Genomic DNA, 21,089 nt, shown 5'->3' with positions numbered 1-21,089 from the left:
GAAAGGAGCTGTCGCCCATGGACAGCACAGGCGGTACGACTCCGTTGGTGGTCGTCGGGGACGCCCTCCTCGACCATGACCTCGTGGGCACCGCCGGGCGTCTCGCGCCGGACGCCCCCGTGCCGGTCCTCGACGACTGCGCCGAACACGTCCGGCCGGGCGGAGCGGCCCTGGCCGCGTACCTCGCCGCCCGCGCCGGACGTGCCGTCACCCTCGTCACCGCGCTCGGCACCGACCCGGCGAGCCGGCGCGTGCGCGCGCTCCTGGAGCCCGTCGTCACCCTGGTGGCACTGCCCCTCGACGGCGACCTGCCCGAGAAGACCCGGGTCATGGCCGGCGGGCGGCCCGTCGTGCGGATCGACCGCGGCACCGGCCGGGCCGCCGGGGTCACCGACGCGGCACGCCGGGCGGTGTCGCGGGCGGGCGCACTGCTCGTCGCCGACTACGCCCGCGGCACGGCCGACGCCTTGCGCGAGGACCTCGCCTCCCGCGCCCGGCGCGCCACCCTGGTGTGGGACCCCCACCCCCGCGGCGGACCACCCGTCCCCGGGGCACGGCTGGTGACCCCCACCGGTGCGGAGGCCCGCCGGTTCCTGGGCCACGAGGCCGGGGCCGGGACGGACCTGGGCACGACGGCCCGCATGGCGCGGGAACTCGTCGTGCGCTGGCGGGCCGCCGGAGTGGCGGTCACGCTGGGCGCGGGAGGCGCGCTGCTCTCCAACGGCGACAGCCCCCTGCTCGTACCGACGGCCGCCCGCTACGAGGGCGACGCCTGCGGAGCCGGGGACTGCTTCGCGGCGACGGCCGCCGGACTGCTCGGCGACGGCGCGCTGCCGGCGGAAGCCGTGCAGGGCGCGGTGGCGGCCGCCACCCGGTACGTCGCCGAGGGCGGCGCCCGCGCCGCCGTCCGGGACGCCGCCCCGCACGAGCCCGTCGAGGAGGGCGACGAGCCCGGCGACGGCGAACCCGACGACGGCATCCGGCTGGCCCGCCGGGTCCGCGCCGCCGGGGGCACGGTCGTGGCGGCGGGAGGCTGCTTCGACCTGTTGCACGCCGGCCATGTCAGCCTGCTCCAGCAGGCCCGGAGCATCGGCGACTGCCTGATCGTCTGCCTCAACTCGGACGACTCCGTACGACGCCGCAAGGGCCCCACGCGGCCCATCAACCCCCTGCCGGACCGCATCCGGGTCCTGCGCGCCCTGCAATGCGTGGACGCGGTCGTGGCCTTCGACGAGGACACCCCCGAACAACTCGTCGCCCGGCTCCGGCCGCACGTCTGGGTCAAGGGCGGCGACTACTCGGTGGAACAGATGCCGGAAGCCGCCCAACTGGCCTCATGGGGCGGGCAGGCCGTCCTGCTGCCCTACGTCGACGGACGCTCCAGCACCCTGCTCGCCACACGCGCCGCCGCGCGCGGGCCGTCGTGAACCACCGGATCCTGGTCCTGCGAGCGCTGGGCCTCGGCGACCTGCTCGCCGGTGTACCGGCACTGCGGGCGCTGCGCCGCGCCCATCCGGGGCACGAGCTGGTCCTCGCCGCCCCACCGGAACTGGGCGAGGCCGCGGCGGCCACCGGTGCCGTCGACACCCTCCTGCCGGCAGCCGCCCCCGGCCGCGCCGTGCCGGCCTCGCTGCCCTGGCACGGCCCACCGCCCGACATCGCCGTGGACCTCCACGGCAACGGCCCGCCCAGCCACCGGCTGCTCCAGCGACTGGGCCCCGGCAGGCTGCTGGCCTTCGCCCACCCCGGGACGCCCGAGGTGGACGGTCCCCTCTGGTTCCCCCACGAGCACGAACGCGAGCGCTGGTGCCGGTTGCTGCGCGCCTACGGCATCGCCGCGGACGCGTACGACCTGGCCCTGCCGCGGCCGGCCGCCGCCTCGCCCGCCCCCGGTACGGTCCTGGTGCACCCCGGCGCCGCCTCCGCCGCCCGGCGCTGGCCGGCCGAGCGCTACGCCGCGGTCGCGCGCGGGCTGCTGCGCCGGGGCCACCGGGTCACGGTCACCGGCGGCCCCGGCGAGGAGCGGCTGGTGGCTGCCGTCGCGGTGCCGGGGACCGAGCCGTTCCCGGGCGGTCTGTCCTTCGGAGCCCTGTCGGCGCTGGTCGCCGAAGCGTCCACTGTGATCAGCGGGGACACCGGAATCGCCCACCTCGCGGTCGCCCACGGCACGCCCAGCGTCACCCTCTTCGGCCCCGTGCCGCCGGCCCTGTGGGGTCCGCCCCCCTCGCCGGAACACGCGGCACTGTGGCACCCGGGCCCTCCGGGCGATCCGCACGGAACCGTGCCGGACCCGCTGCTGCTGCGCATCGGAGCCGAGGAGGTGCTCGCCGCCGTACGGGAGGTCACCGCCGCGGCGTCGGGGCGGGTGTCGAAGACGGGCTGCCGCCCACCACTGTCGTGACCGGCGGCGCCGCCGCCACGGCCGGAGCCGCCGCGGGGCTCAGGCGGCCGTCTGGAAGGCGGGCTCGGCGATCCGGGGGACCTCGACGGCCCGGGCCGGGGCGCGGCGCCGGGCGAGGGCGCCGGCGCCGATGACGGCGACGATCACGACACCGCCGATCACCAGGGCACCGCGTTCACCGGTCCCCTGCACCAGCAGGCCCAGCATCGGCGGCCCGGCCAGGCTCCAGCCGGTGGAGACGCTGCGCCACACGCCCAGGACCCGGCCGCGCATGCGCGCCGGAGGGTCGGTCTGGAGCACGGTGGCCGTCGCGGTGTCCACCACGGACTCGGCGACGGCCATGGGCACGACCATCAGCAGCAGCACCCCGAGGACCGGGCTGAGCCCGGCCACGATCTGCAGCACGGCGCCGGCCGCCGCCAGCAGCGCGACGAGCCGGACCGTGGGCCGGCGCAGCCGCCCGGCCACCACGGCGCCGACGATGCCGCCGACGGCCAGCAGGGCCGAGACCAGGCCGTACGCGCCCGCGCCGCCGTGCAGCGGACCGGTGACGAGCGTGGCCAGGGTGAGCTGGTAGTTACGGCCCAGCACGGCGCTCACCGCGCCGATCACGGCCAGTGCGACCAGGGTCTTCCGGCTCAGGAAGAAGGCCAGGCCACCGCGGGTGTCCATGTCCCGCTCCCGGGGCGCGGCCGCGGCCGCCGCGGCGGCCGGGTGCAGCCGCAGGAAGGGGATGACGGCCGTCACGAAGAGGAACGACAGGCCGTTGACCGCGTAGGCACCGGCGGTGCCGATCGCGGCGATGCCCACGGCCGCCAGGGCGGTGCCCGCCAGCCGGCCGACGCTGTGCACGACCGACCCGAGCGCGATCGCCGAGGGCACGTCCTCCTCCGGGACCAGGTCGTTGCCCAGGAGCGACGTCGCGGGCCCGTCCACGGTGGCGATGAGACCGGTGACGGCCGACAGGGCCATCAGCAGGGGGACGGAGAGGGTGCCGAAGGCCACCATCGCGGCGGTGGTGAAGGCGACGGCCGCCAGCAGGGCCTGGCTCACGGCGGCGGTCACCTTCCGCGGCCAGCGGTCGACGACGGCGCCGCCGAGCAGCCCGAACAGCAGGCCGGGCGCGGCCTGCACCGACAGCGACAGGCCGGTCGCGGCGGCCGAACCGGTGAGCTGCAGGACGAGCAGGTTCTGCACGGTCAGCTGCATCCACGTGCCCAGGTTCGACACCAGGTTCGCGGCCGACCACCAGCGCATGCTGCGGCTGCGCAGGCAGCGCCAGGGCGAGCGGTTCGCGGTCGCCGGGCGGCGGGAGAGGAGGGCGCGTACGGGCCGCGCGGTGGCGGTTCCGGGCAGGGCGGTGCCGGCAGGCCGGCGGAAGGCGAGGCGCAAGGATCCGGTCCGGGGGTCGGGGGCGGCGGGCCGGCCACGATCGCGTCCCTGTCCGGACGGCGGGAGCCCCGCGGGCGGACCCTGGGGCGGTAGCCGGGAGAACGCCGGGCACGGCCCCGTACGGGCGGGGCGGGCTCCGGCGTCCCTGACATGGTCACAAGCGCTTCCCCGCCCGGGGAAGCGCATCGGCTTGTGGGGTCGCTCACCCCCGGCGTTGTGCGAGATGGAGCGTGGTGCGCACCGCGGCGTTGTTTGAACCGAGGGGTCCGGGTCACTCGTGGTGAATGCGACTCCTCGTCCCTCCCGGCGTGTACCGGCCGCAGGAGGACACCCGCCTGCTGGCCGCCGCGCTGCGCCGGGAGGCCCTGCCGCACGCGGCCCGTGTGCTGGACGTCGGGACGGGCAGCGGCGCCCTCGCCCTCGCCGCCGCCCGGCGGGGGGTCGCCGAAGTGACGGCGGTCGACATCTGCGCCCGGGCCGTGCTCACCGCCCGCCTCAACGGGCTCCTGGCCCACCACCGCATCCGTGCGGTGCGCGGCGATCTGCTGTCACCCGTCGCCGGCGAGCACTTCGACCTCGTCCTGGCCAATCCGCCCTACGTGCCCGCTCCCCCGGACCGGCGCCCGCCCCGGGGAGCCGCCCGGACCCGGGACGGCGGCCAGGACGGCCGCGTCGTCCTGGACCGGCTGTGCGCGGACGTCGGCAAGGTGCTGAGCCCGGCGGGTGTGCTGCTCCTGGTGCACTCCGCGCTCTGCGGGGTGCACCTCACCCTCACGCTGCTGGCCGCCGCCGGGCTGTCGCCCCGGGTCACGGAACGCCGCCACGTACCCCTGGGTCCGGTGACGCGCTCCCGAGCCGAGTGGCTGCGCCGGCGGGGCCTGCTCGCTCCCGGGCAGGAGACGGAGGAACTGGTGGTGATCCGTGCCCGACGCGACTGAACCACGGGTGACCCGGGTCCGGCAGGAACCCGGCGGGCCCGTGCTGATCGAGGGGCCCGTCGAGGTCGTCGCCGAGGACGGCACGGTCAGCCGCTCCGACCGGCCCGTGGTCGCCCTGTGCACCTGCCGGCGCAGCCAGATCTTCCCGTGGTGCGACACCAGTCACCGCCGCCGCCCGGCCTCGGAGCGCGGCGGGGAGGGCTGAGTTCAACGGGAGGGTCGGTCCAGGGGCGCGCGCAGCGAGGTCCGGCCCCCCTTCCACGCACCGAGCAGGTGGTCGGCGAGGCGGTCCTCGAGCCATACGGTGGCGCCGATCCCGAAGGCGACGTCCGGCGCCAGCGCGGGCTCCTTCGCCAGCAGGTCGCCGACGACCTCGTGGCGGACGAGCTGCTCGTGCACGGCGTCGGCCTCGACGTGCTCGGCGTAGAAGGCGATGGCGGCCGCCCCGGCGCCCAGCCGCCGCAGCGCCTCGACGAGCCGGCGGGAGCCGGGCGGGGAGGAGCACTCCAGGACGGCGAAATGCCCGACCAGGGCCCCCCTGCGGGCCCGGTGCAGACCCAGCAGCGACATCAGGTTGACGGTGGCCAGCGTGACGGCCGGGACGGCGTCGGTGTAGTGGCCGTAGGCGTCGTCGAGGTCCAGGTCCCGCATCAGGCCGGCGAAGAGCTCCGCGTGCACCCGCTCGGCGCGGCCGGCGCCGAATTCCTCGTATTCGACCGTGGTCAGGGCGGCCTTGGCCCGGCCCGTCAGCCGGGGGATCATCCACGCGTGGGGGTCGGCCTCCTTGAGCTGGTAGAGCGAGCGGTGCGCGGCGTATTCCCGCAGGTGCCACCACTCCCCCCGGTCCCGCAGGAAGCGCGTGACGTCCTTGCCGTCCGCCCGGTCGGCGACGAGCTCCCCCAGCGCCGCCTGGGCGTCGCCCGCCCGCGGGGCGTCCGCGCGCAGGGCCTCCAGGAAGCGCCGCTCCAGGACCTGGCGCAGGCCCAGCAGCCCCGGATCCCACTCCCAGGCCTCGTCGACGCCCCGCCAGCCCCGGTAGTGCAGCTCGTAGCAGAGGTGGAGGGCCAGCTGGGCGTCGTCCCCGTAGGCGTCCGCCCGCTCGGCGAGCTCGTGGCCGGGGAGCCGGCGGCGGCCCGGGGCGTGGGCGAGGGTCCCGGCGAGCGCCGCGGTGAGCTCGCCCCGGGGAGCCGGACACGGCGTGGCGCCGGCCGGCGCCCGCGGCGCCGTCGCTCCGTACCGGTCGGACATCGGGGAACCCCTAGCCCTCGGCGGTCCGCTGCGCCCGCGCGCGCAGGAAGTGCAGCAGGTCCGAGCAGGCCAGCCCGGTCAGTGTCGCCGTCGCGAGCCGTGTCGCGCGCGGCGCGAAGACCATACCGGCGGCGATGCCCGTGGAGATCCACATGCCGATGCAGAACGGGCAGGTCAGCAGCTCGCCCACGGCCTTGCGCGCGCCGCTGCCGCGAACGTCCTCGGCCAGCTCCGCGGGACCCTCGGTACCCCGGTACCGGGCGAAGGGCGCCCGCAGCGGGCTGGTCACCGGGTCCTTCGCCACGATCCGGGAGAGCCTGTGCGTCGCCCCGGCGCACAGCACCACGTCCCAGGGCGCCGGGTCCGGCAGCTCACGGCGGGCGAACCGGGCGGCGGCCGCCAGGGCGGCGATCCCGGCCACATAGACACCCATCGCCCCGGCGTACGCCTCCAGAGGATGGTCCTCACCACCGGTGTAGGCCTCGCCCTCCTCGTCCAGGGTCCGCTTCAGACGCTCGGGGGCGTCATCAGAGCTCGGCATGGGCGCGTCCTCCAACGGTCGAGGGGTAGGAAGCGGGGCGTACGCGGCGGTGTATCCAGTGCCGAGTTACCAGACACCGCTCCCCTAAACCGGGACCGCGGAAGGCGTAGAGTGACGAGGAGGAAGCGGAGTGACATCCCACGCGCCTGCGCACCAGTGATCCCCACGGCCCGGGCCACCGGCGCGTACGCCAGGGGCGGGGCTTCACCTATCTGGACCGGTACGGCGAACCGCTCCCGGCCGCCGAGGTCCAGCGCGTCCGCCAACCGGTGATCCCGCCCGCCTGGCGAGAGGTGTGGATCTGCCCCTGGCCCAACGGCCACCTGCAGGCCGTCGGCACGGACACCGCCGGGCGCCGCCAGTACCTGTACCACCCCGCGTCCCGCGCCCAGCAGGAGCAGGAGCAGGAGCAGGCCAAGCACGACCACGTTCTGCGGATGGCCGCAGGCCTCCCCGCCGTCCGCGAGCGGACGCGGCGGCACCTCCAGGAGCGGGGACTGACCCACGACCGCGTGCTCTCCTGCGCGGTCCGCCTGCTCGACCTGGGGTTCTTCAGGGTCGGCTCGGACTCGTACGTCCAGGAGCGCGGCACCTACGGACTCACCACCATGCTGAGCGAACACCTGACGTGCCACCGGGACGAAGTGACCTTCGCGTACCCGGCCAAGGGCGGGCAGCACCGTGTACAGGCCGTCGTCGACTCCGAGGTCTGCCGCACCCTGACCGCGCTGCGCCGCCACCGGGCGCGAGAGGACCGGCTCTTCGCCTATCGGCAGGGCCGGCGCTGGTACGACGTGGACAGCGAGGAACTCAACGACTGGCTCAAGGAGATCGCCGGGCTCGACATCACGGCCAAGGACTTCCGCACCTGGCACGCCACCGTACTGGCGGCCGTCGCGCTGGCCGTCTCCGAACCCATGGCCCGGGCCGCCGAGTCCGCACGGCACCGGGCCGAGGTGCGCGCGGTCAAGGAGGTCGCCCTCTACCTGGGCAACACCCCGGCCGTGTGCCGCACCTCCTACATCAACCCGAGGGTCGTCGAACTCTACGAAGGGGGCATCACGGTGGCCCCGTCCCTCCCCGGGCTCGGCCAGGACACCCGCTTCGGCATGCCGGCCACACAGGGCCCCATCGAACGAGCCGTGCTGCGCATGCTGTCGGCGTGACCTCGCGGTGAGCCATCAGAGGGTCAGGGCTTCGCCCAGCCGTGGCGCGAGGGCCCTGGCGGATCCGGCTGTCACCGGGCCTCGGAGCGCTCTCCCGCACGCCGGAGGATCTCCTCGCCGAGACGCCATCGATCCGAATCATGCCGAAGGCCGGACGTACGCTGGGCCTCCACCGCCCGGACGAGCCTCCTCAGCTGCGTCGCGTCCAGCTCATCGACCATCCGCGAAGCGAGCAGCATCGCGTGGAACTGCTCGAAGGCGCTGTGCGCGTGCTCGATGACGGCGAGCGCGGTGTCGAAGTCCCGCAGCTCACGGCTGGTCTGCATCATGGCCAGGGCGGTGACGCGCTCCTCGTCGCTGCCCTCCCGCAGCCAGCGGAGTACCTCGGCCCGCTCGAACCGCTGGGTGTCGGGGAGCCGACGGGCCCGGGCGACGACTTCTTCCATCGCCCGGGTGCGCTGCGGACCGGGGCGCATCGATCCGCGCACAGATCGGTAGTCGGCCGCCACGGGCCCGGCGGCATCGAGCAGAGCCTGCGCCTCCACGCGCAGCCGTCGTGCGCCGGCCGGGTCCCCGTACTCCTCGGACTCCGCCGCCAGCGCGAATCTGTCCGCCGCGGCCGCTCGTAATCTGAGCGTGGCTCCGCCCAATTCGAAGTTCTCTATCAGATTGCCGAGCAGAGCGAGCACGAGCAGCACACCACCGAAGGCCAGCAGCACCCCCGTCCCCGTCCCGTTCTGGCTCTTGAACACCGCGACCACCCCGGTCCCGAAGGACCCTGCCCCCAGCAACCCTGTGAGCACCCGCAACAGGGGCGTGAACTGCGACGGCGAATGACGTTCCATCGTTTCTCTCCTCGGTCTCGAACTCTGGGGAAACTATCTCGTCCCCACGACTCGGCAGGGCTCCGTGGCGGCCCCCGGCATTGCTCCGCTTGCCGCGTGCGCCGTGCGCCGGCGGCCCGGGGGTGCGAGCGTGGTCGGGAACGCGAGTGGATCGTCCAGCGATGCGCGAGGTGAGTGGTGTCGGTCGTGGACCGGATCGCGCAGCCCTGGGGTGAGCGCACACCCCATGGGCCCGGTGGGTACTGGCCCGCGCGCGTGGACTCCTGCCTCGCGCCGGGCATGGAGGAGTCCCGGGTGGAGCGGTGGGTGCGCTCGGCGTCGATCCTCCACTCCAACGGGGACGCGATGGACATCGCGGTGGCCGGCGGGCGCATCGTCGGGGTTCGCGGCAGAGCCGCCGACCGGGTCAACCGGGGCCGGCTGGGGCCCAAGGACCTCTACGGGTGGCAGGCCAACCACGCCCCGGACCGGCTCACCTCCCCGCTGGTGCGCGACGGGGACCGGCTGGTGGAGTGCGACTGGGACACCGCCATGGACCGCGTCGTCGCCCGTTCGCGGGGGCTGCTGGAATCGGACGGGCCCGGCGCGATCGGGTTCTACACCACCGGTCAGCTGTTCCTGGAGGAGTACTACACCCTCGCCGTGGCCGCGCGTGCCGGGATCGGCACCCACCACGTCGACGGCAACACCCGGCTGTGCACCGCCACCGCCGCGGAGGCGCTCAAGCAGTCGTTCGGCTGCGACGGTCAACCCGGCTCGTACGCGGACGTCGACCACGCGGATGTGATCGCCCTGTTCGGCCACAACGCCGCCGAGACGCAGCCGGTGCTGTGGATGCGCGTGCTGGACCGTCTCGCCGGTACCGACCCGCCGCGGCTGCTGGTCGTCGACCCCCGCCGCACCGTCCCCGCCGCCCACGCCGCGGTCCACCTGGCGCCGCGCCCGGGGACGAACCTGGCGCTGATGAACGCGTTCCTCCACGAGATCATCCGACGCGGCATGGTCGACGAGGACTACGTGCGCGCCCACACCGTGGGCTTCGACGAGCTCGCCGGCCAGGTCGCCGGGTGCGGCCCGTCCTGGGCGGAACGGATCTGCGACGTCCCCGCCGCACGCATCGAGGAGGCGGCCGATCTGCTCGGCTCGGCACGGCGGCTGCTGTCGACGGTGCTGCAGGGCTTCTACCAGTCCCACCAGGCGACGGCCGCCGCGGTGCAGGTCAACAACGTCCACCTGCTGCGCGGCATGCTCGGCCGGCCCGGTCGCGGAGTGCTCCAGATGAACGGGCAGCCCACCGCGCAGAACACCCGCGAATGCGGCGCCGACGGCGACCTCCCCGGCTTTCGCAACTGGGAGAACACGCGGCACGTCCAGCAGCTCGCCGACCTCTGGAACGTCGACGTCTCCAGGATCGCGCACTGGGGGCCGTCCACCCACGTCATGCAGATGCTGCGCTACGCCGAGCGGGGCAGCCTGAAGATGCTGTGGATCAGCGGCACCAACCCGGCCGTGTCCCTGCCCGAACTGCACCGCGTGCGCGCGGTCCTGGCCCAGGAACGGCTCTTCACCGTGGTGCAGGACCTGTTCCTGACGGAGACCGCGCGGCTCGCCGACGTCGTGCTGCCCGCTGCCACCTGGGGCGAGAAGACCGGCTGCTTCACCAACGCCGACCGCACCGTCCACCTGTCCGAGAAGGCCGTCGACCCGCCCGGCGCGGCCCGGCCCGACCTGGACATCTTCCTCGACTACGCCCGCCGCATGGACTTCCGTGACAGGGACGGCCGACCGCTGATCACGTGGACCGACGCGAAGGGCGCGTTCGAGGCGTGGAAGGCGTGCAGCGCCGGCCGCCCGTGCGACTACAGCGGTCTGTCCCACGCCCGGCTGCGCGAGGCGGACGGCGGCATCTGCTGGCCCTGCACCCCCGACCGTCCCGAGGGCACCGAACGCCTCTACGCCACCGGGCCCGCCTGGGCGCACCCGGAGGTGTGCGAGTCGTTCGGCAAGGACCTGGAGACCGGGGCCGCCGTCAGCGAGGTCGAGTACCGCTCGCTCAACCCCGACGGCAAGGCGCTGCTGCGCGCCGCCCACTACGCCCCGCCGCACGAGGAACCCTCCACCCGGTTCCCGCTGTGGCTGACCACCGGGCGCACCCTCTACCACTTCCACACCCGCACCAAGACCGCCCGCGCGCCCCAACTGAACGCCGCCGCCCCGGATGTGTGGGTCGAGATGTCCCCGGACGAAGCCGCACGACACGGCCTCGCCGAGGGCGACCTGAGCGAGGTCACCAGCCCCCGCGGCACGCTGCACGCGCGCGTACGGGTGACCGAGATGCGCGACGGTCTGCTGTTCGTACCCTTCCACTACGGCTACTGGGACGCGCCCGACAGCACGCCGACCGAACCGGGCATGCCCGGCCGGGCCGCGAACGAGACCACCGTCACCGACTGGGACCCCGTCTCCAAACAGCCCCTGTTCAAGACCGGAACCGCCGCCATCCGCCGCGTCGAACCCGCCGGCGGTGTCCCGGCACCGGCCCCGACCACCACCGCGTCCGCACCCGCGCCCGGACCGGGCGGCACGGCGCCGCCCGTGCCGCTCACCGTCGGCGGCCCGGACGCCCACACCACCAGCACCATGGAGGACTGATCCCCATGAACGGCGTCACCCTTGTCCTCCGCGCCCTGCACCAGGGCGAGGCCGCCCTCGCGGCGGACCTGCTCCATGCCGCGCAGCGGCACCGGGCCGACCACGAAGTGCACTACGGCGCGACCGACCTGGCCAACTGGTCGCGGGAGCACGTCCAGCGCATCGCCCACGCCGGCCTCCGCCACGGACTCGACGTGCCCGAGCGGACGGACGAGCACGGAGACGTCCCGCAGGGCGGCCGCCACGCGAAAGCCGCCGAGCCCCCGGCAGACCGCCTCGAGCCCACCGCCCTGCTCCTCCTGCACGACCTGCGCGATCTCCATCTGGCCGCCACCCGCAACTCCCTGCACTGGGAGATGCTCGCCCAGGCGGCCCAGGCCCTGCGCGCCCAGGACCTCCTCGACCTCGCCACCACGTGCCACCCGCAGACGTTGCGGCAGATGCGCTGGACCAACACCCTCGTCAAGGAGCTCAGCCCCCAGACGCTGACGAGCCTGTGACCCGAGAGGTCAAGGAATCCGCTGGTTGAAGCGGCGGGCCGCCTTGTCGTTGAGCCGAGTGAGCCGGTGGACGACGCGCGAGCGGACCGAGCGGGCGGCCTCGTCCCCGGCCACGTCGTGCCGGGGAGCCTCGCCGGCCGCCGGCAGCAGCCGGGCCCCCAGCGTCAGGCAGCGCGTCACCGTCGCCGGCGCGAGCCCGTGGAACCGCACCGCCGCCTTGGCCGCCGGAGTGAGCACCAGCTCGGGCCGTCGCTGTTCGGCGGCGCGCACGATGGCCCGCGCGGCCCGTTCGGCGTCCATCGACAGGACGGGCAGCCCCGCGGCGACGGCGAACCAGCTGTACTCCCGCCCCGGGTGGCCGCTGAACCGCGCCGCCGTGTGCGACCCCGTGCGCATCAGGCCGGGGAAGACCGTCGTGACGCTGACGCCCTCCGAGGCCAGTTCGGCGCGCAGCCCCTCGGACAGCCCGGCCACCGCGAACTTCGCGCCGACGTAGGGCAGCAGGTGCGGGGCGGGGACCCGGCCGCCGAGGGAGCTGACGGTCACGATCCGGCCGCCGCCCCTCTCCCGCATGCCGGGCAGCACCTCCAGGACGAGCCTCAGCGGAGCGAAGTACATCGTCTCCATTGCCTGCCGGAAGTCGCTCTCCTCCATGGCGCGCAACGGACCGACCTGGATGACGCCGGCGTTGTTGACGAGGATGTCGGGGCCGTCGCCGAAGGCGTCGCGGACCGCCGTGACGAGCCGTCGCGGGGTGTCCTCGTCCACGAGGTCGCAGGCCAGGGACCGGGCCTGAGTGCCTTCGTCGCGCAGCATGGCCTCGGCCCTGGAGAGCTCCTCCGCGTCGCGGGCGCACAGCATCACCCGGCAGCCGCGCCGCCCGAGCTCGCGGGCGATCAGCAGTCCCAGGCCCCGCGAGGAGCCCGTGATCAGCGCGGATCGGCCTGTCAGCCCGCCCGTTTCCGCCATGGGCTTCTCCTCACCGGGTCCTCGCCGGTTCTCACGGCTTCTCAGGGCTTTTCACGGCTTGTCACGGGGTCAGCAGCACCTTGACCATGCCGTCCTCCTTGGCCTGGAAGGACCGGTACGCCCGCGGACCCTCCTCCAGCGGCAGCGTGTGGGTGGCGAACCCCTCCACCCCCAGCGGATCGCCGTCGCCGTTCAGGAGCGAGAGGATCGCGTCCGACCAATGGCGGACGTTGGCCTGCCCCATCCGTAGCTGCACCTGTTTGTCGAACATGGTCATCAACGGCATCGGGTCGACCATCCCGCCGTAGACGCCCACGACGGAGATCGTCCCGCCTCGGCGGACCATCTCGACCGCCGAGTACAGGGCGGCCATCCGGTCGAGTCCCGCACGCTCCATCAGCTTCTCCGCCAGCGCGTCGGGCAGCAACCCGACGAACCGCTGGGCGGCCTGGGCCACCGGTGTGCCATGGGCCTCCATGCCGACCGCCTCGATCACGGCGTCCGGGCCCCTGCCCCCGGTCAGCTCGCGCACGGCCCCCGCGAGGTCCTTGCCGAGCTCACCGGCGTGCAGGGCCGTCACTCCCCTGGCACTCGCCCTCGCCAGCCGCTCGGGGACCAGATCCACGCCGATGACCCGTTCGGCTCCGCGGTGGAGGGCGATCCGCGCCGCCATGTCCCCGATCGGCCCCAGCCCGATGACGGCCACCGTGCCGCCCGGGGGAACGGCCGCGTACTCGACCGCCTGCCAGGCGGTGGGCAGCACGTCGGAGAGGTAGACGTAGCGCTGGTCCGGCGGGCCGTGCGGCACCTTGATCGGCAGCGTGTCCCCGAACGGCACCCGCAGCAGCTCCGCCTGCCCGCCGGGCACCTGCCCGTAGAGCTTGCTGTAGCCAAAGAGCGCGGCGCCCTTGCCGTACTCGTGCACCTGGGTGGTCTCGCACTGCGACTGCAACCCCTGCCCGCACATGAAACAGCCGCCGCAGGAGATGTTGAACGGGACGACGACCCGGTCACCCGCGCTCAGCGAGGTGACGTCCCGGCCCACCTCCTCGACGATGCCCATGGGCTCGTGCCCGAGGACGTCCCCCGGGTCGAGGTAGGGTCCGAGCAGCTCGTAGAGGTGCAGGTCCGAGCCGCAGATGCCGGTGGAGGTGATGCGTACGATCACATCCGTCGGCTCCTCCAGGCGTGGGTCGGGCACGGTCTCCACCCGTACGTCCCGCCTGCCGTGCCAGGTCAACGCGCGCATGGTCGCTCCTCACCCGTCTTCTCATCGGTCTTCTCGCCGCCGCGGTTCACAGAATCGGCTTCCCACCGGTCACCGCCACCCGCGCGCCCGAGACGTAGCTCCCCTCGTCGGAGGCCAGCAGGACGTAGACGGGCGCGACTTCGGCGGGCTGTCCGGCCCGGCCGAGCGGGGTGTCCTCACCGAAGTGCTCGACCTGCTCCGGCGGCATGGTGGAGGGGATCAGCGGGGTCCAGATGGGGCCCGGGGCCACACTGTTGACACGAATGCCGCGCTCCCCGACCAGCTGTGCCAGCGCGGCACAGAAATTGGCGATGCCCGCCTTGGTGACGGCGTAGGGCAGGAGCTTCGGACGCGGCATGTCGGAGTTGACCGAGGAGCTGCCGATGCCGCTGTCCCCGCCGGTGACGACGGCCGCCTTCCCCGCCAGCCGGCCCGAGCCCCGGTAGCTCTCCTCACCGTGGTCGGCACGGGGGCGCAGCTCCTTCTCCACCCCGGGCACTCGCTGCCGCTGGGCCGGCCGGCTCATCTCGTCTCCCTGGGTCGACGCGGACCTCACGGCCTCGGGTACCCAGGCTGACCGAGCCCTTGCACCGGGACGGGGAGGCGGGCTGCCGGTGCACGGCACTTCGTCCGTATGGCCGACCCGGCCGGGCGGCGCACTCCCCCGCTTGCGTCCGCGCGAGGCCGGGGGTGAGCTGGAGAGAGGAACGGAACACTGCTTCTCTCCCGATATCCCGAAGGGATGGCGATCATGGGCAGGGCGAAGGCCAAGGCCAAGCAGGTCAAGGGCCAGGTGAAGGAAACGACCGGCAAGCTCACGGGTGACACGCGCCAAGAGGTCAAGGGGCACGTGGAGAAGCTGGAAGGCAAGACGCAGGAGGAGATCGCCAAGGCCAGGAAGTCCGGTAAGTGACGGCCGCCCGTGTCGCACCCTCCCTGCGGGCCGTCCACCGGTGAACGAGGCGGGACGAGCGACCCGGCGAGCGCGAGAGCCTTGTGCCTGCCGGGCGTCCCGTCGTGGGTGAGTCTGGCCGCTCCCGGCCTGGACGTGGCGACGGACTTCTACGGCCCGCTGCTGGGCTGGCGCTTCGAGTCCGACCCGAGCCGTCACGGGGCGTATGTGCGCGCCTTCGCGGGGGAGACGGCCGTCGCCGGCATCAACGCCTCCGCGCACGAATGGGAGATCCCCGTCACCTGGACGACCTATTTCGGCACCGAGAGCGCCGACGCGGCGGCCGGTGGCATCCGGGAGCGCGGGGGCACGGTCGCCGTCGGGCCGCTGAACTGCGATGAAGGCCGTCTCGCGCTCGCGGCCGATCCGGCCGGCGCCGCGTTCGGGCTGTGGGAGTGCCGCGCCGAATCGGAACGGATCGTGCCGCCGGGTATCGGCGGCAATGCCGTGTGGGTGGAGTTGCGTACGCGGGACGCCTTCGAGGCCGCGCTCTTCTACGGAGGCGTCTTCGACTGGGACCGGCGACCCTCCCCGCCCTACTCCGTCCGCTGGGAGGAGGACCGCGTCGCCCTCGACATCGAGGGGCAGACGGTGGCGACCCTGTACGGAGGAGCCGTGGAGGGCACGGCGGATCCCCGTCTGAGGCCCCGCTGGCACGTGTTCTTCTCCGTCCTCGACGCCGATGCCGCGACGCTGATGGCGGAAGGGCTGGGCGGACATGTCATCGGCGAGCCCAGCATGACGCGCTTCGGCCGCACGGCCACCCTGCGCGATCCCGAGGGTGGCCTCTTCTGCGTCGTCAGCGGCCACGACTCCGGCGGCCCGTAAAGCTCCGCGGTAAGTGCTCCGCAGTGAGTGCTCCTCGGTAGGAGCTCCTCGGCAAGGGCTCCTCCATGCACCGACTCTCGTCATATGCCGATGATCGACCTATGATGTCGATCATGACTAGCCGACCTCTCCAGGAGCCCACGCTGCTGCTCCTGACAGCCCTGGCCGACGAGCCGCGCCACGGCTACGCGATCGTCCAGGAAGTGCTCGCCATCTCCGAGGGCCGGGTGCGGCTGCGCACCGGCACCCTGTACGCCGCTCTCGACCGGCTCGTACAGGAGGAACTGATCGAGGTTCACCGCGAGGAGATCGTCGACGGGCGGCTGCGGCGTACGTACGCCCTGACCGGCGGTGGGCGGGTACGGCTGGCCGCCGAGGCCGAACGGCTGCTCGCCACCGCGCGGGAGGCCGAACGCCGCCTGCGCGCCAAGCCCTCCCTCGGTTCCCTCGGCGGAACGGCCCCGAAGGGGGCCACCGCATGAGCCACACGCCCCGGGCCCTGGCCCTCTACCCGCGCGCGTACCGCCGCGCCCACGGCGACGAGATCGCCGCCCACTACGCCGAATCCACCGCCGGCGGCTCGTCCGTCGAGCGCTGGCGCGAGGAGGCCGACCTCGCCGGGCACGCCCTGCGCATGCGGCTGCGGCTCACCTCGGGGGACCCGCTGGGCCGGGCCGTGGCGGTGGCCGCGCCGTACGCGGCGACCGGAGCCGCCGCGTACGCCGCCGTGACGTTCGTACTGCTGATGCGGCGCGTCGTGTGGTTCGACGACGACTTCAGGGTCGGGCCGGGCGGCCTTTCCCTGGGGCTGCTCACGGCGGCCGATCTGATCCTGATCGGTGCGGGGGCCGCCGTGCTCGGTGGACGCTGGGGCGTCGCACGCGGACTGACCCTGCTCGGCACGGCCGCCCTCGCCGTCCAGCACGTCGTCGACGGCGCGTACTACCTCGACGGGCCGAGCCGGCTGCTGTCCCTCGTCCTGTCCCTGGCACTCGCGCTCGGCTGCCCGCCCGACACCCCGCCGGTGGGGCGCCGGATCCGCACGGCGGCGGGCGTCCTGGGGATCGTCACCCCGCTGATGCTGCTCACGTCGGTGTTCCAGGGCGTGCCGGCGCTGTTCGTCAGCATCGCCCCTTCGGTGGTGCCGGTCGTGATCCTGTCGATCACCCTCGCGGTCGCGGGCCCGCGCTCGGCCATGCCCGGCGCGTACGCGGCGGGCATCGGCCTCGCGGTACTGCCCTGGCTCACGTACTTCGTCCAGATCCTCCACTGGGAGCTGGACGTGGCCGCCGCCCTCGCGGCGATGACGGCGACGGGGGCCGCCGTGGCGTGGCTGCGCGTCCGCCTCGACAAGGGGCGAAATGGGCTGACACGGGGTTAGGCGGTGTTCTCTTCCAATAACCGGGTACTTGAATTCCGTTCGATCTCCGGGAGTCCCGGAAAGTCCAACTGCAGCTGTGACGCAGGCCACTCATCGGCCGTTGAATGATCCGTTCATCATGAGTCGCGCATGGATGCCCTCGCCTCGATCCGGCGAGTCGCCGGCTCAAGTAATCGTTACCGGGCCGCAATCCTTACACGCGATCACAGTCGGACAAACCAGCGTGAAGGGGCGTTGCCGGAGCGGAAGACTCCGACAACTACCGTTGAACAGAACGGCGGTTGACCCCTCCATGACCGCGGCCTAGGTTCGCAGCATCTTCCGGGGTTACCGGAGGTACTTCTCATAAGGAGGTTCCATATGAACGCCGAGCAGATCACCGAGGTCGAGGTCGAGACCGACGAGCTGGCCGAGGAGTTCGGTCTCACGGTCTCGGGCGTCGCCTACTACGCCCCGGCCGTCTGATCCTCGATCGGATGACCGCGCCCGGCTCATGACAGGCCGGGCCATCGATGGCCGCAAGGGGCAATTCCCCCTTGCGGCCATCGCGCTTCGTGCCTCATGTTTCACGCTTCGTACCGCACCTGAAGAAAACCGCACCTGAAGAATTGCGACAGAGGAGTTGCCGGTGGAGAAGTTTCTGCGCACCAAAGGGACCATTCCGCACATGGCCCCGATGGAGGAGCCGCCGCAGGACATCTTCGTCCCCGAGCCTGCATCACGCTCACGTGAACTTCTCGCCCCGTACTTCGACCTGGAGAGCCCCGGTGGACCCCTGCACGCCCAGTGCACCGCCGACGTCGGCCGCCGCCTGACCGAAGGCCTGCCCGTCCCCGTCCACCAGATCGCGTCCCTCGGGCTGCTGCGCGAAGCGCTGCGGGACGAGCACCCCGGACAGCCCAACCCCGAGGACCCCCGCGACCTTCCCCCGGCCACGAGGTCCGCCCGCTGGGAGCACCTGTGCACCCTGCTCGACGAGTGGGCCGGCCTCGCCGCCGCCGATCGCTCCCGCGTGGTGACCACCCTGGCCAAGCTGGGGTTCTGGAAGACCGTCGCCGGGCTCGTCCCCGTGGACGGACCCCCGCGAGGAGGCGGCGACAGCCTCGACGCCCTGCGGCTGACCTACTTCCGGCACAACGCCGACGCCCAGCTGGCCCCGGACGCCAGGAGCGCGGCCGCGGCGTTCACGCGCGCCCGCGACGTGATGGAGACCATCGCGCGCGGCGAGGACTTCGACCCGGCCGTACGGTTCGGGGCCGCCGCGCACATGATCGTACTGTGCGCGAAGGGCGAGAAGGAGAAGGCCCTCGCGGCCATGCGGTACTGGCGCGGCCGGGCCGACGACCTGTCGGCCCGGGCCGGGAAGGACATGGAGCCCCTGCACCGCTCCATCTACTGGCGGGGCGTCGCGTTCATCCCGTTCTTCGAAGGGAACCACGCCGAGGTCAAACGGCAGTTGGAACGCGCGGAAGAGCTCGCGATGGAGGCCGTGCGGACCGCCGACGCCGGCACCCGGCTGCTGGCGCTGGAGAACGTCCACCCGGTCCTGGAGACCTCGGGACGCTCGGCGAAGGCCCGCGGGGACGTCGAGGGCGCGGAGCGGTTCTACCGGCGCATGACGGAGTGGGACCCGCTCGACCCCAAGGCGCACGTGCGCCTGGCCGACTTCCTCATGGGCGAGAACCGCGTCGCCGAGGCGCGTGACACCTACCGCGCCGCCGCACGCCTGGGCGCGCCGTTCGCCTCCTACGCGCACTGCCAGGCCGCTCGCTGTTCCCTCCGGCTGGACGAGACCGAGCAGGCCTACGGGGCGCTGGTGGCGTCGGCGACGCTCGACCGGCGGGCCCTTTCGCCGCTGATCCTGCTCCGGGACGTCTGCACCACCGAGGCGCTGGCCCCGCTGAGGAAGTGGGCCGTGAACGAGCTGGCGACCCGTATGGAGGACGCCCGTTGAGCCGGAACCCGCTACTGGAGCCGCCCGGCGGATCCGGGATCCAGCCGTTCGCCGTGATCCGCCCCGAGCACTACCTGCCGGCGTTCGAACAGGCCATCGCCGAGCGCGAGAGCCGCGTCACCACCATCGCGGACAGCACGGAGCCGCCGGACTTCGCCAACACGATCGAAGCGCTCGAGCTCTCCGGCACCCGGGTGCAGTACATCCAGGACGCCTTCACCCATCAGGTGACCGCCGGGGGCCGCGCGGAGTCGGCGGGGCCGGCGGAGCTGGAGCAGGACGTCGCGGTCCTCCTCTCGCGCCATGAGGGACGGATCGTACGCAACCAGCGGCTGGTCTCCCGTATCGACGCCGTCCACGCCGCGTGCGAGCACCTCGCCGACCCCCAGGAACGCGCGCTCACCGCCTTCTGGTGGCGGCGCATGCGGCGGGTCGGCGCCCTGCTGCCCGCGGACGCCGCCCGCGAACTGGGCGCGGTCAACCGTGAACTCTCCCGTACGTGCGCCGCCTACCGGCAGGAGCTGATCCGGGCGGCACACGAGCACGCCCTCGCGGTGGAAGGCGCCGACGCCCTGCGCGGCCTGCCGGCCGATCAGACGGCGGCCGCGGCGGAGGAGGCGTCCCGGCGCGGGAAGCCCGCGCCCTGGCACGTCCTGCCGCTCACCTCCGCCACCAGCCAGCCGGCACTCGCACACCTCCACCACCGCGAGACCCGCAAGCTCCTCCTGGAACGCTCGCTCGGGCGAGGTGCGGCCAACGAGGAGCGGGCCGCGCGGATCGCACGGCTCCGAGCCCGTCAGGCCCGCATCCTGGGGCACCGGACCTTCGCGGAATGGGCGACGGAGGACCAGACGGCGGCCGGCCCGGCAGCGGTCGAGGCCATGTTCCGCCGCCTGGCCGAGCCGCTCCTACGAGCGGCCCGCGCGGAACGGCAGGCACTCGAAACGGCGGCAGGGCACCCCATCCAGGCATGGGACTGGGCCCACTACGCGGCGGCCGGCTCCCGCGCGGGCGACGGGCCGTCGGCGCGGGACCTCCGCGCGTACTTCGAGCTGGACGCCGTCATCACCCGCGGTCTGTTCGCCAGCGCGCGCGTCCTGTACGGGCTGACGTTCACCGAGCGGCACGACATCGTCGCCCATCACGCCGAGGCGCGCGTCTTCGAGGTCACCGACGAGGCCTCCACCCACGTCGGCCTCTACCTGATCGACGCCCACACGCGGCCCGGCAAACGGGGCGGCGCCTGGACCGGCATACTCCGCCCCCAGGCACACGCCACGGCGACCAGGCCGGTCGTGGTGAACACCTTCAACATCGCGCCGCCCGCCCCGGGGCGCCCCTGCCTCCTGGAGGCGTCCGAGGTCGTGACGCTGTTCCACGAGTTCGGCCACGCCCTGCACGCTTTGCTCTCCGACGTCCGCTACCCAGCCCACGCGGCGCCCGGCGTTCCGCGCGACTTCTCGGAGGCCCCCGCTCAGGTCCACGAGACCTGGGCCTTCCACGAGCAGCTCCTCACCCGGTACGCCCGGCACCACCGCACCGGACAGCCCCTCCCCCGGGAATGGGCCGAACGTCTGAGCGAGCGACAGGCCGCCGGCAGCGTGCACATGCTGGTGGAGATCCTCGGCGCGGCCGCGGTCGACTGGGCCTGGCACACGCTCGACGACGCACCCGAGGGACTCGACGGGGAGGGCTCCCTTCCGCGCGCGTCGAGCGTCGAGGCGCGCGGCGCCGCGCGCTGGGGCCTGGACACCCTGCCCGAGATCCCGCCCCGCTACCGTTCCGGCTACTTCGACCACGTCTTCCACGGCCCGTACGGCGCGGGCTTCTACGCCTACCTGTGGTCGGAGATCATCGCCGCGAACCTCGTCGAGGCGCTGGAGCACCACGGCGGCCTCACCCGGGCGTCCGGTGACCGCTTCCGCGCCCTGCTCGCCGCCGGCGGCTCCCGCGACGCGATGGTCATGTTCCGCGAACTCACCGGCTCCGAGCAGCCGCGCATCGAGCCCTTCCTTCGCCGGCGCGGACTGTAGACACTCGCCCCGGCACCCCACCTACGAAGAGGACGTCATC

At 73.6% G+C, this 21,089-nt stretch carries 20 protein-coding genes; 13 read left to right on the top strand and 7 right to left on the bottom strand.

All coding sequences use genetic code 11. From position 1 onward, the window contains the following. Positions 1-17: 17 nt before the first annotated feature. A complete protein-coding gene (gene rfaE2 / locus AC07BS_RS00440) occupies positions 18-1,427 on the top strand; it encodes a D-glycero-beta-D-manno-heptose 1-phosphate adenylyltransferase (protein WP_478929012.1) in 1,410 nt (469 codons plus the stop codon). Then, positions 1,424-2,401, top strand: coding sequence for a glycosyltransferase family 9 protein (locus tag AC07BS_RS00435; RefSeq protein WP_478929010.1), 978 nt, complete (start codon positions 1,424-1,426; stop codon positions 2,399-2,401). The genes rfaE2 and AC07BS_RS00435 overlap by 4 nt, the downstream gene beginning before the upstream one ends. A 39-nt stretch (positions 2,402-2,440) precedes the next feature. On the opposite strand, the gene AC07BS_RS00430 is transcribed toward AC07BS_RS00435, so the two are convergent. Further along, positions 2,441-3,757, bottom strand: a complete 1,317-nt coding sequence (locus tag AC07BS_RS00430) for an MFS transporter (protein WP_478930031.1) — start codon at positions 3,755-3,757, stop codon at positions 2,441-2,443. A gap of 320 nt (positions 3,758-4,077) precedes the next feature. On the opposite strand from AC07BS_RS00430, the gene AC07BS_RS00425 reads away from it, so the two are divergent. Both AC07BS_RS00425 and AC07BS_RS00420 read left to right on the top strand, forming a co-directional pair. Next, positions 4,078-4,731, top strand: coding sequence for a HemK2/MTQ2 family protein methyltransferase (locus tag AC07BS_RS00425; RefSeq protein WP_478639108.1), 654 nt, complete (start codon positions 4,078-4,080; stop codon positions 4,729-4,731). After that, the gene (locus AC07BS_RS00420) at positions 4,715-4,936 is read left to right on the top strand and encodes a CDGSH iron-sulfur domain-containing protein (protein WP_478639109.1); all 222 of its coding nucleotides are present in this window, start codon (positions 4,715-4,717) and stop codon (positions 4,934-4,936) included. The genes AC07BS_RS00425 and AC07BS_RS00420 overlap by 17 nt, the downstream gene beginning before the upstream one ends. Before the next feature lie 2 nt (positions 4,937-4,938). Here the strand turns inward: AC07BS_RS00420 and AC07BS_RS00415 are convergent, their stop codons facing one another. Both AC07BS_RS00415 and AC07BS_RS00410 read right to left on the bottom strand, forming a co-directional pair. Further along, a complete protein-coding gene (locus tag AC07BS_RS00415) occupies positions 4,939-5,979 on the bottom strand; it encodes an iron-containing redox enzyme family protein (protein WP_478929007.1) in 1,041 nt (346 codons plus the stop codon). Between the two features lie 10 nt (positions 5,980-5,989). Further along, on the bottom strand, positions 5,990-6,520 hold the full coding sequence (locus tag AC07BS_RS00410) for a DUF1360 domain-containing protein (protein ID WP_478929005.1): 531 nt from the start codon (positions 6,518-6,520) through the stop codon (positions 5,990-5,992). Between the two features lie 146 nt (positions 6,521-6,666). On the opposite strand from AC07BS_RS00410, the gene AC07BS_RS00405 reads away from it, so the two are divergent. Next, on the top strand, positions 6,667-7,686 hold the full coding sequence (locus AC07BS_RS00405) for a DNA topoisomerase IB (protein WP_478930029.1): 1,020 nt from the start codon (positions 6,667-6,669) through the stop codon (positions 7,684-7,686). 71 nt (positions 7,687-7,757) lie between these two features. On the opposite strand, the gene AC07BS_RS00400 is transcribed toward AC07BS_RS00405, so the two are convergent. Further along, positions 7,758-8,531, bottom strand: coding sequence for a hypothetical protein (locus tag AC07BS_RS00400; protein ID WP_478929003.1), 774 nt, complete (start codon positions 8,529-8,531; stop codon positions 7,758-7,760). A gap of 174 nt (positions 8,532-8,705) precedes the next feature. Between AC07BS_RS00400 and AC07BS_RS00395 the strand changes: the two genes are divergently transcribed. Both AC07BS_RS00395 and AC07BS_RS00390 read left to right on the top strand, forming a co-directional pair. Continuing rightward, positions 8,706-11,183, top strand: a complete 2,478-nt coding sequence (locus tag AC07BS_RS00395) for a molybdopterin oxidoreductase family protein (protein WP_478929001.1) — start codon at positions 8,706-8,708, stop codon at positions 11,181-11,183. Between the two features lie 5 nt (positions 11,184-11,188). Next, positions 11,189-11,683 carry a hypothetical protein gene (locus tag AC07BS_RS00390; RefSeq protein ID WP_478928999.1) on the top strand — a complete coding sequence of 165 codons (495 nt, stop codon included), beginning with the start codon at positions 11,189-11,191 and terminating at the stop codon, positions 11,681-11,683. A 9-nt stretch (positions 11,684-11,692) separates the two neighbouring features. Here AC07BS_RS00390 and AC07BS_RS00385 read toward each other — a convergent pair whose 3' ends face one another. From AC07BS_RS00385 to AC07BS_RS00375, 3 genes are all read right to left on the bottom strand, one after another. After that, positions 11,693-12,652, bottom strand: coding sequence for an SDR family NAD(P)-dependent oxidoreductase (locus AC07BS_RS00385; RefSeq protein WP_478928997.1), 960 nt, complete (start codon positions 12,650-12,652; stop codon positions 11,693-11,695). 61 nt (positions 12,653-12,713) lie between these two features. Continuing rightward, positions 12,714-13,901: a zinc-dependent alcohol dehydrogenase gene (locus tag AC07BS_RS00380; protein ID WP_478928995.1), complete on the bottom strand. Its 1,188-nt coding sequence runs from the start codon at positions 13,899-13,901 to the stop codon at positions 12,714-12,716. Between the two features lie 46 nt (positions 13,902-13,947). Beyond that, positions 13,948-14,427 carry an SDR family oxidoreductase gene (locus AC07BS_RS00375; RefSeq protein ID WP_478928993.1) on the bottom strand — a complete coding sequence of 160 codons (480 nt, stop codon included), beginning with the start codon at positions 14,425-14,427 and terminating at the stop codon, positions 13,948-13,950. Between the two features lie 216 nt (positions 14,428-14,643). On the opposite strand from AC07BS_RS00375, the gene AC07BS_RS00370 reads away from it, so the two are divergent. The 6 genes from AC07BS_RS00370 (at position 14,644) to AC07BS_RS00345 (ending at position 21,049) form a co-directional block, all read left to right on the top strand. Further along, complete coding sequence (locus AC07BS_RS00370; protein ID WP_478639124.1) at positions 14,644-14,814, top strand: CsbD family protein; 171 nt, start codon at positions 14,644-14,646, stop codon at positions 14,812-14,814. 108 nt (positions 14,815-14,922) lie between these two features. After that, positions 14,923-15,681 (top strand): VOC family protein, encoded by a 759-nt coding sequence (locus AC07BS_RS00365; RefSeq protein WP_478928991.1) that lies wholly within the window; start codon positions 14,923-14,925, stop codon positions 15,679-15,681. 113 nt (positions 15,682-15,794) lie between these two features. Next, positions 15,795-16,163, top strand: coding sequence for a PadR family transcriptional regulator (locus AC07BS_RS00360; protein ID WP_478639128.1), 369 nt, complete (start codon positions 15,795-15,797; stop codon positions 16,161-16,163). Next, complete coding sequence (locus AC07BS_RS00355) at positions 16,160-17,062, top strand: hypothetical protein (RefSeq protein WP_478928989.1); 903 nt, start codon at positions 16,160-16,162, stop codon at positions 17,060-17,062. Before AC07BS_RS00360 ends, AC07BS_RS00355 begins: the two co-directional genes overlap by 4 nt. Before the next feature lie 628 nt (positions 17,063-17,690). Beyond that, on the top strand, positions 17,691-19,016 hold the full coding sequence (locus tag AC07BS_RS00350) for a tetratricopeptide repeat protein (RefSeq protein WP_478928987.1): 1,326 nt from the start codon (positions 17,691-17,693) through the stop codon (positions 19,014-19,016). Continuing rightward, the gene (locus AC07BS_RS00345; RefSeq protein ID WP_478928985.1) at positions 19,013-21,049 is read left to right on the top strand and encodes a M3 family metallopeptidase; all 2,037 of its coding nucleotides are present in this window, start codon (positions 19,013-19,015) and stop codon (positions 21,047-21,049) included. Before AC07BS_RS00350 ends, AC07BS_RS00345 begins: the two co-directional genes overlap by 4 nt. Positions 21,050-21,089 lie beyond the last annotated feature (40 nt).

Source organism: Streptomyces sp. NPDC044063, from assembly GCF_056434285.1.
The sequence above is the reverse complement of the archived record's forward strand: the minus strand, read 5'-3'. Positions and strand labels throughout refer to the sequence as shown.

Coding starts and splice junctions, on each gene's coding strand:
- rfaE2 (WP_478929012.1), top strand. CDS start 18: ATGGACAGCACAGGCGGTACGACTCCGTTGGTGGTCGTCGGGGACGCC.
- AC07BS_RS00425 (WP_478639108.1), top strand. CDS start 4,078: ATGCGACTCCTCGTCCCTCCCGGCGTGTACCGGCCGCAGGAGGACACC.
- AC07BS_RS00415 (WP_478929007.1), bottom strand. CDS start 5,979: ATGTCCGACCGGTACGGAGCGACGGCGCCGCGGGCGCCGGCCGGCGCC.
- AC07BS_RS00410 (WP_478929005.1), bottom strand. CDS start 6,520: ATGCCGAGCTCTGATGACGCCCCCGAGCGTCTGAAGCGGACCCTGGAC.
- AC07BS_RS00400 (WP_478929003.1), bottom strand. CDS start 8,531: ATGGAACGTCATTCGCCGTCGCAGTTCACGCCCCTGTTGCGGGTGCTC.
- AC07BS_RS00390 (WP_478928999.1), top strand. CDS start 11,189: ATGAACGGCGTCACCCTTGTCCTCCGCGCCCTGCACCAGGGCGAGGCC.
- AC07BS_RS00385 (WP_478928997.1), bottom strand. CDS start 12,652: ATGGCGGAAACGGGCGGGCTGACAGGCCGATCCGCGCTGATCACGGGC.
- AC07BS_RS00380 (WP_478928995.1), bottom strand. CDS start 13,901: ATGCGCGCGTTGACCTGGCACGGCAGGCGGGACGTACGGGTGGAGACC.
- AC07BS_RS00375 (WP_478928993.1), bottom strand. CDS start 14,427: ATGAGCCGGCCGGCCCAGCGGCAGCGAGTGCCCGGGGTGGAGAAGGAG.
- AC07BS_RS00370 (WP_478639124.1), top strand. CDS start 14,644: ATGGCGATCATGGGCAGGGCGAAGGCCAAGGCCAAGCAGGTCAAGGGC.
- AC07BS_RS00360 (WP_478639128.1), top strand. CDS start 15,795: ATGACTAGCCGACCTCTCCAGGAGCCCACGCTGCTGCTCCTGACAGCC.
- AC07BS_RS00355 (WP_478928989.1), top strand. CDS start 16,160: ATGAGCCACACGCCCCGGGCCCTGGCCCTCTACCCGCGCGCGTACCGC.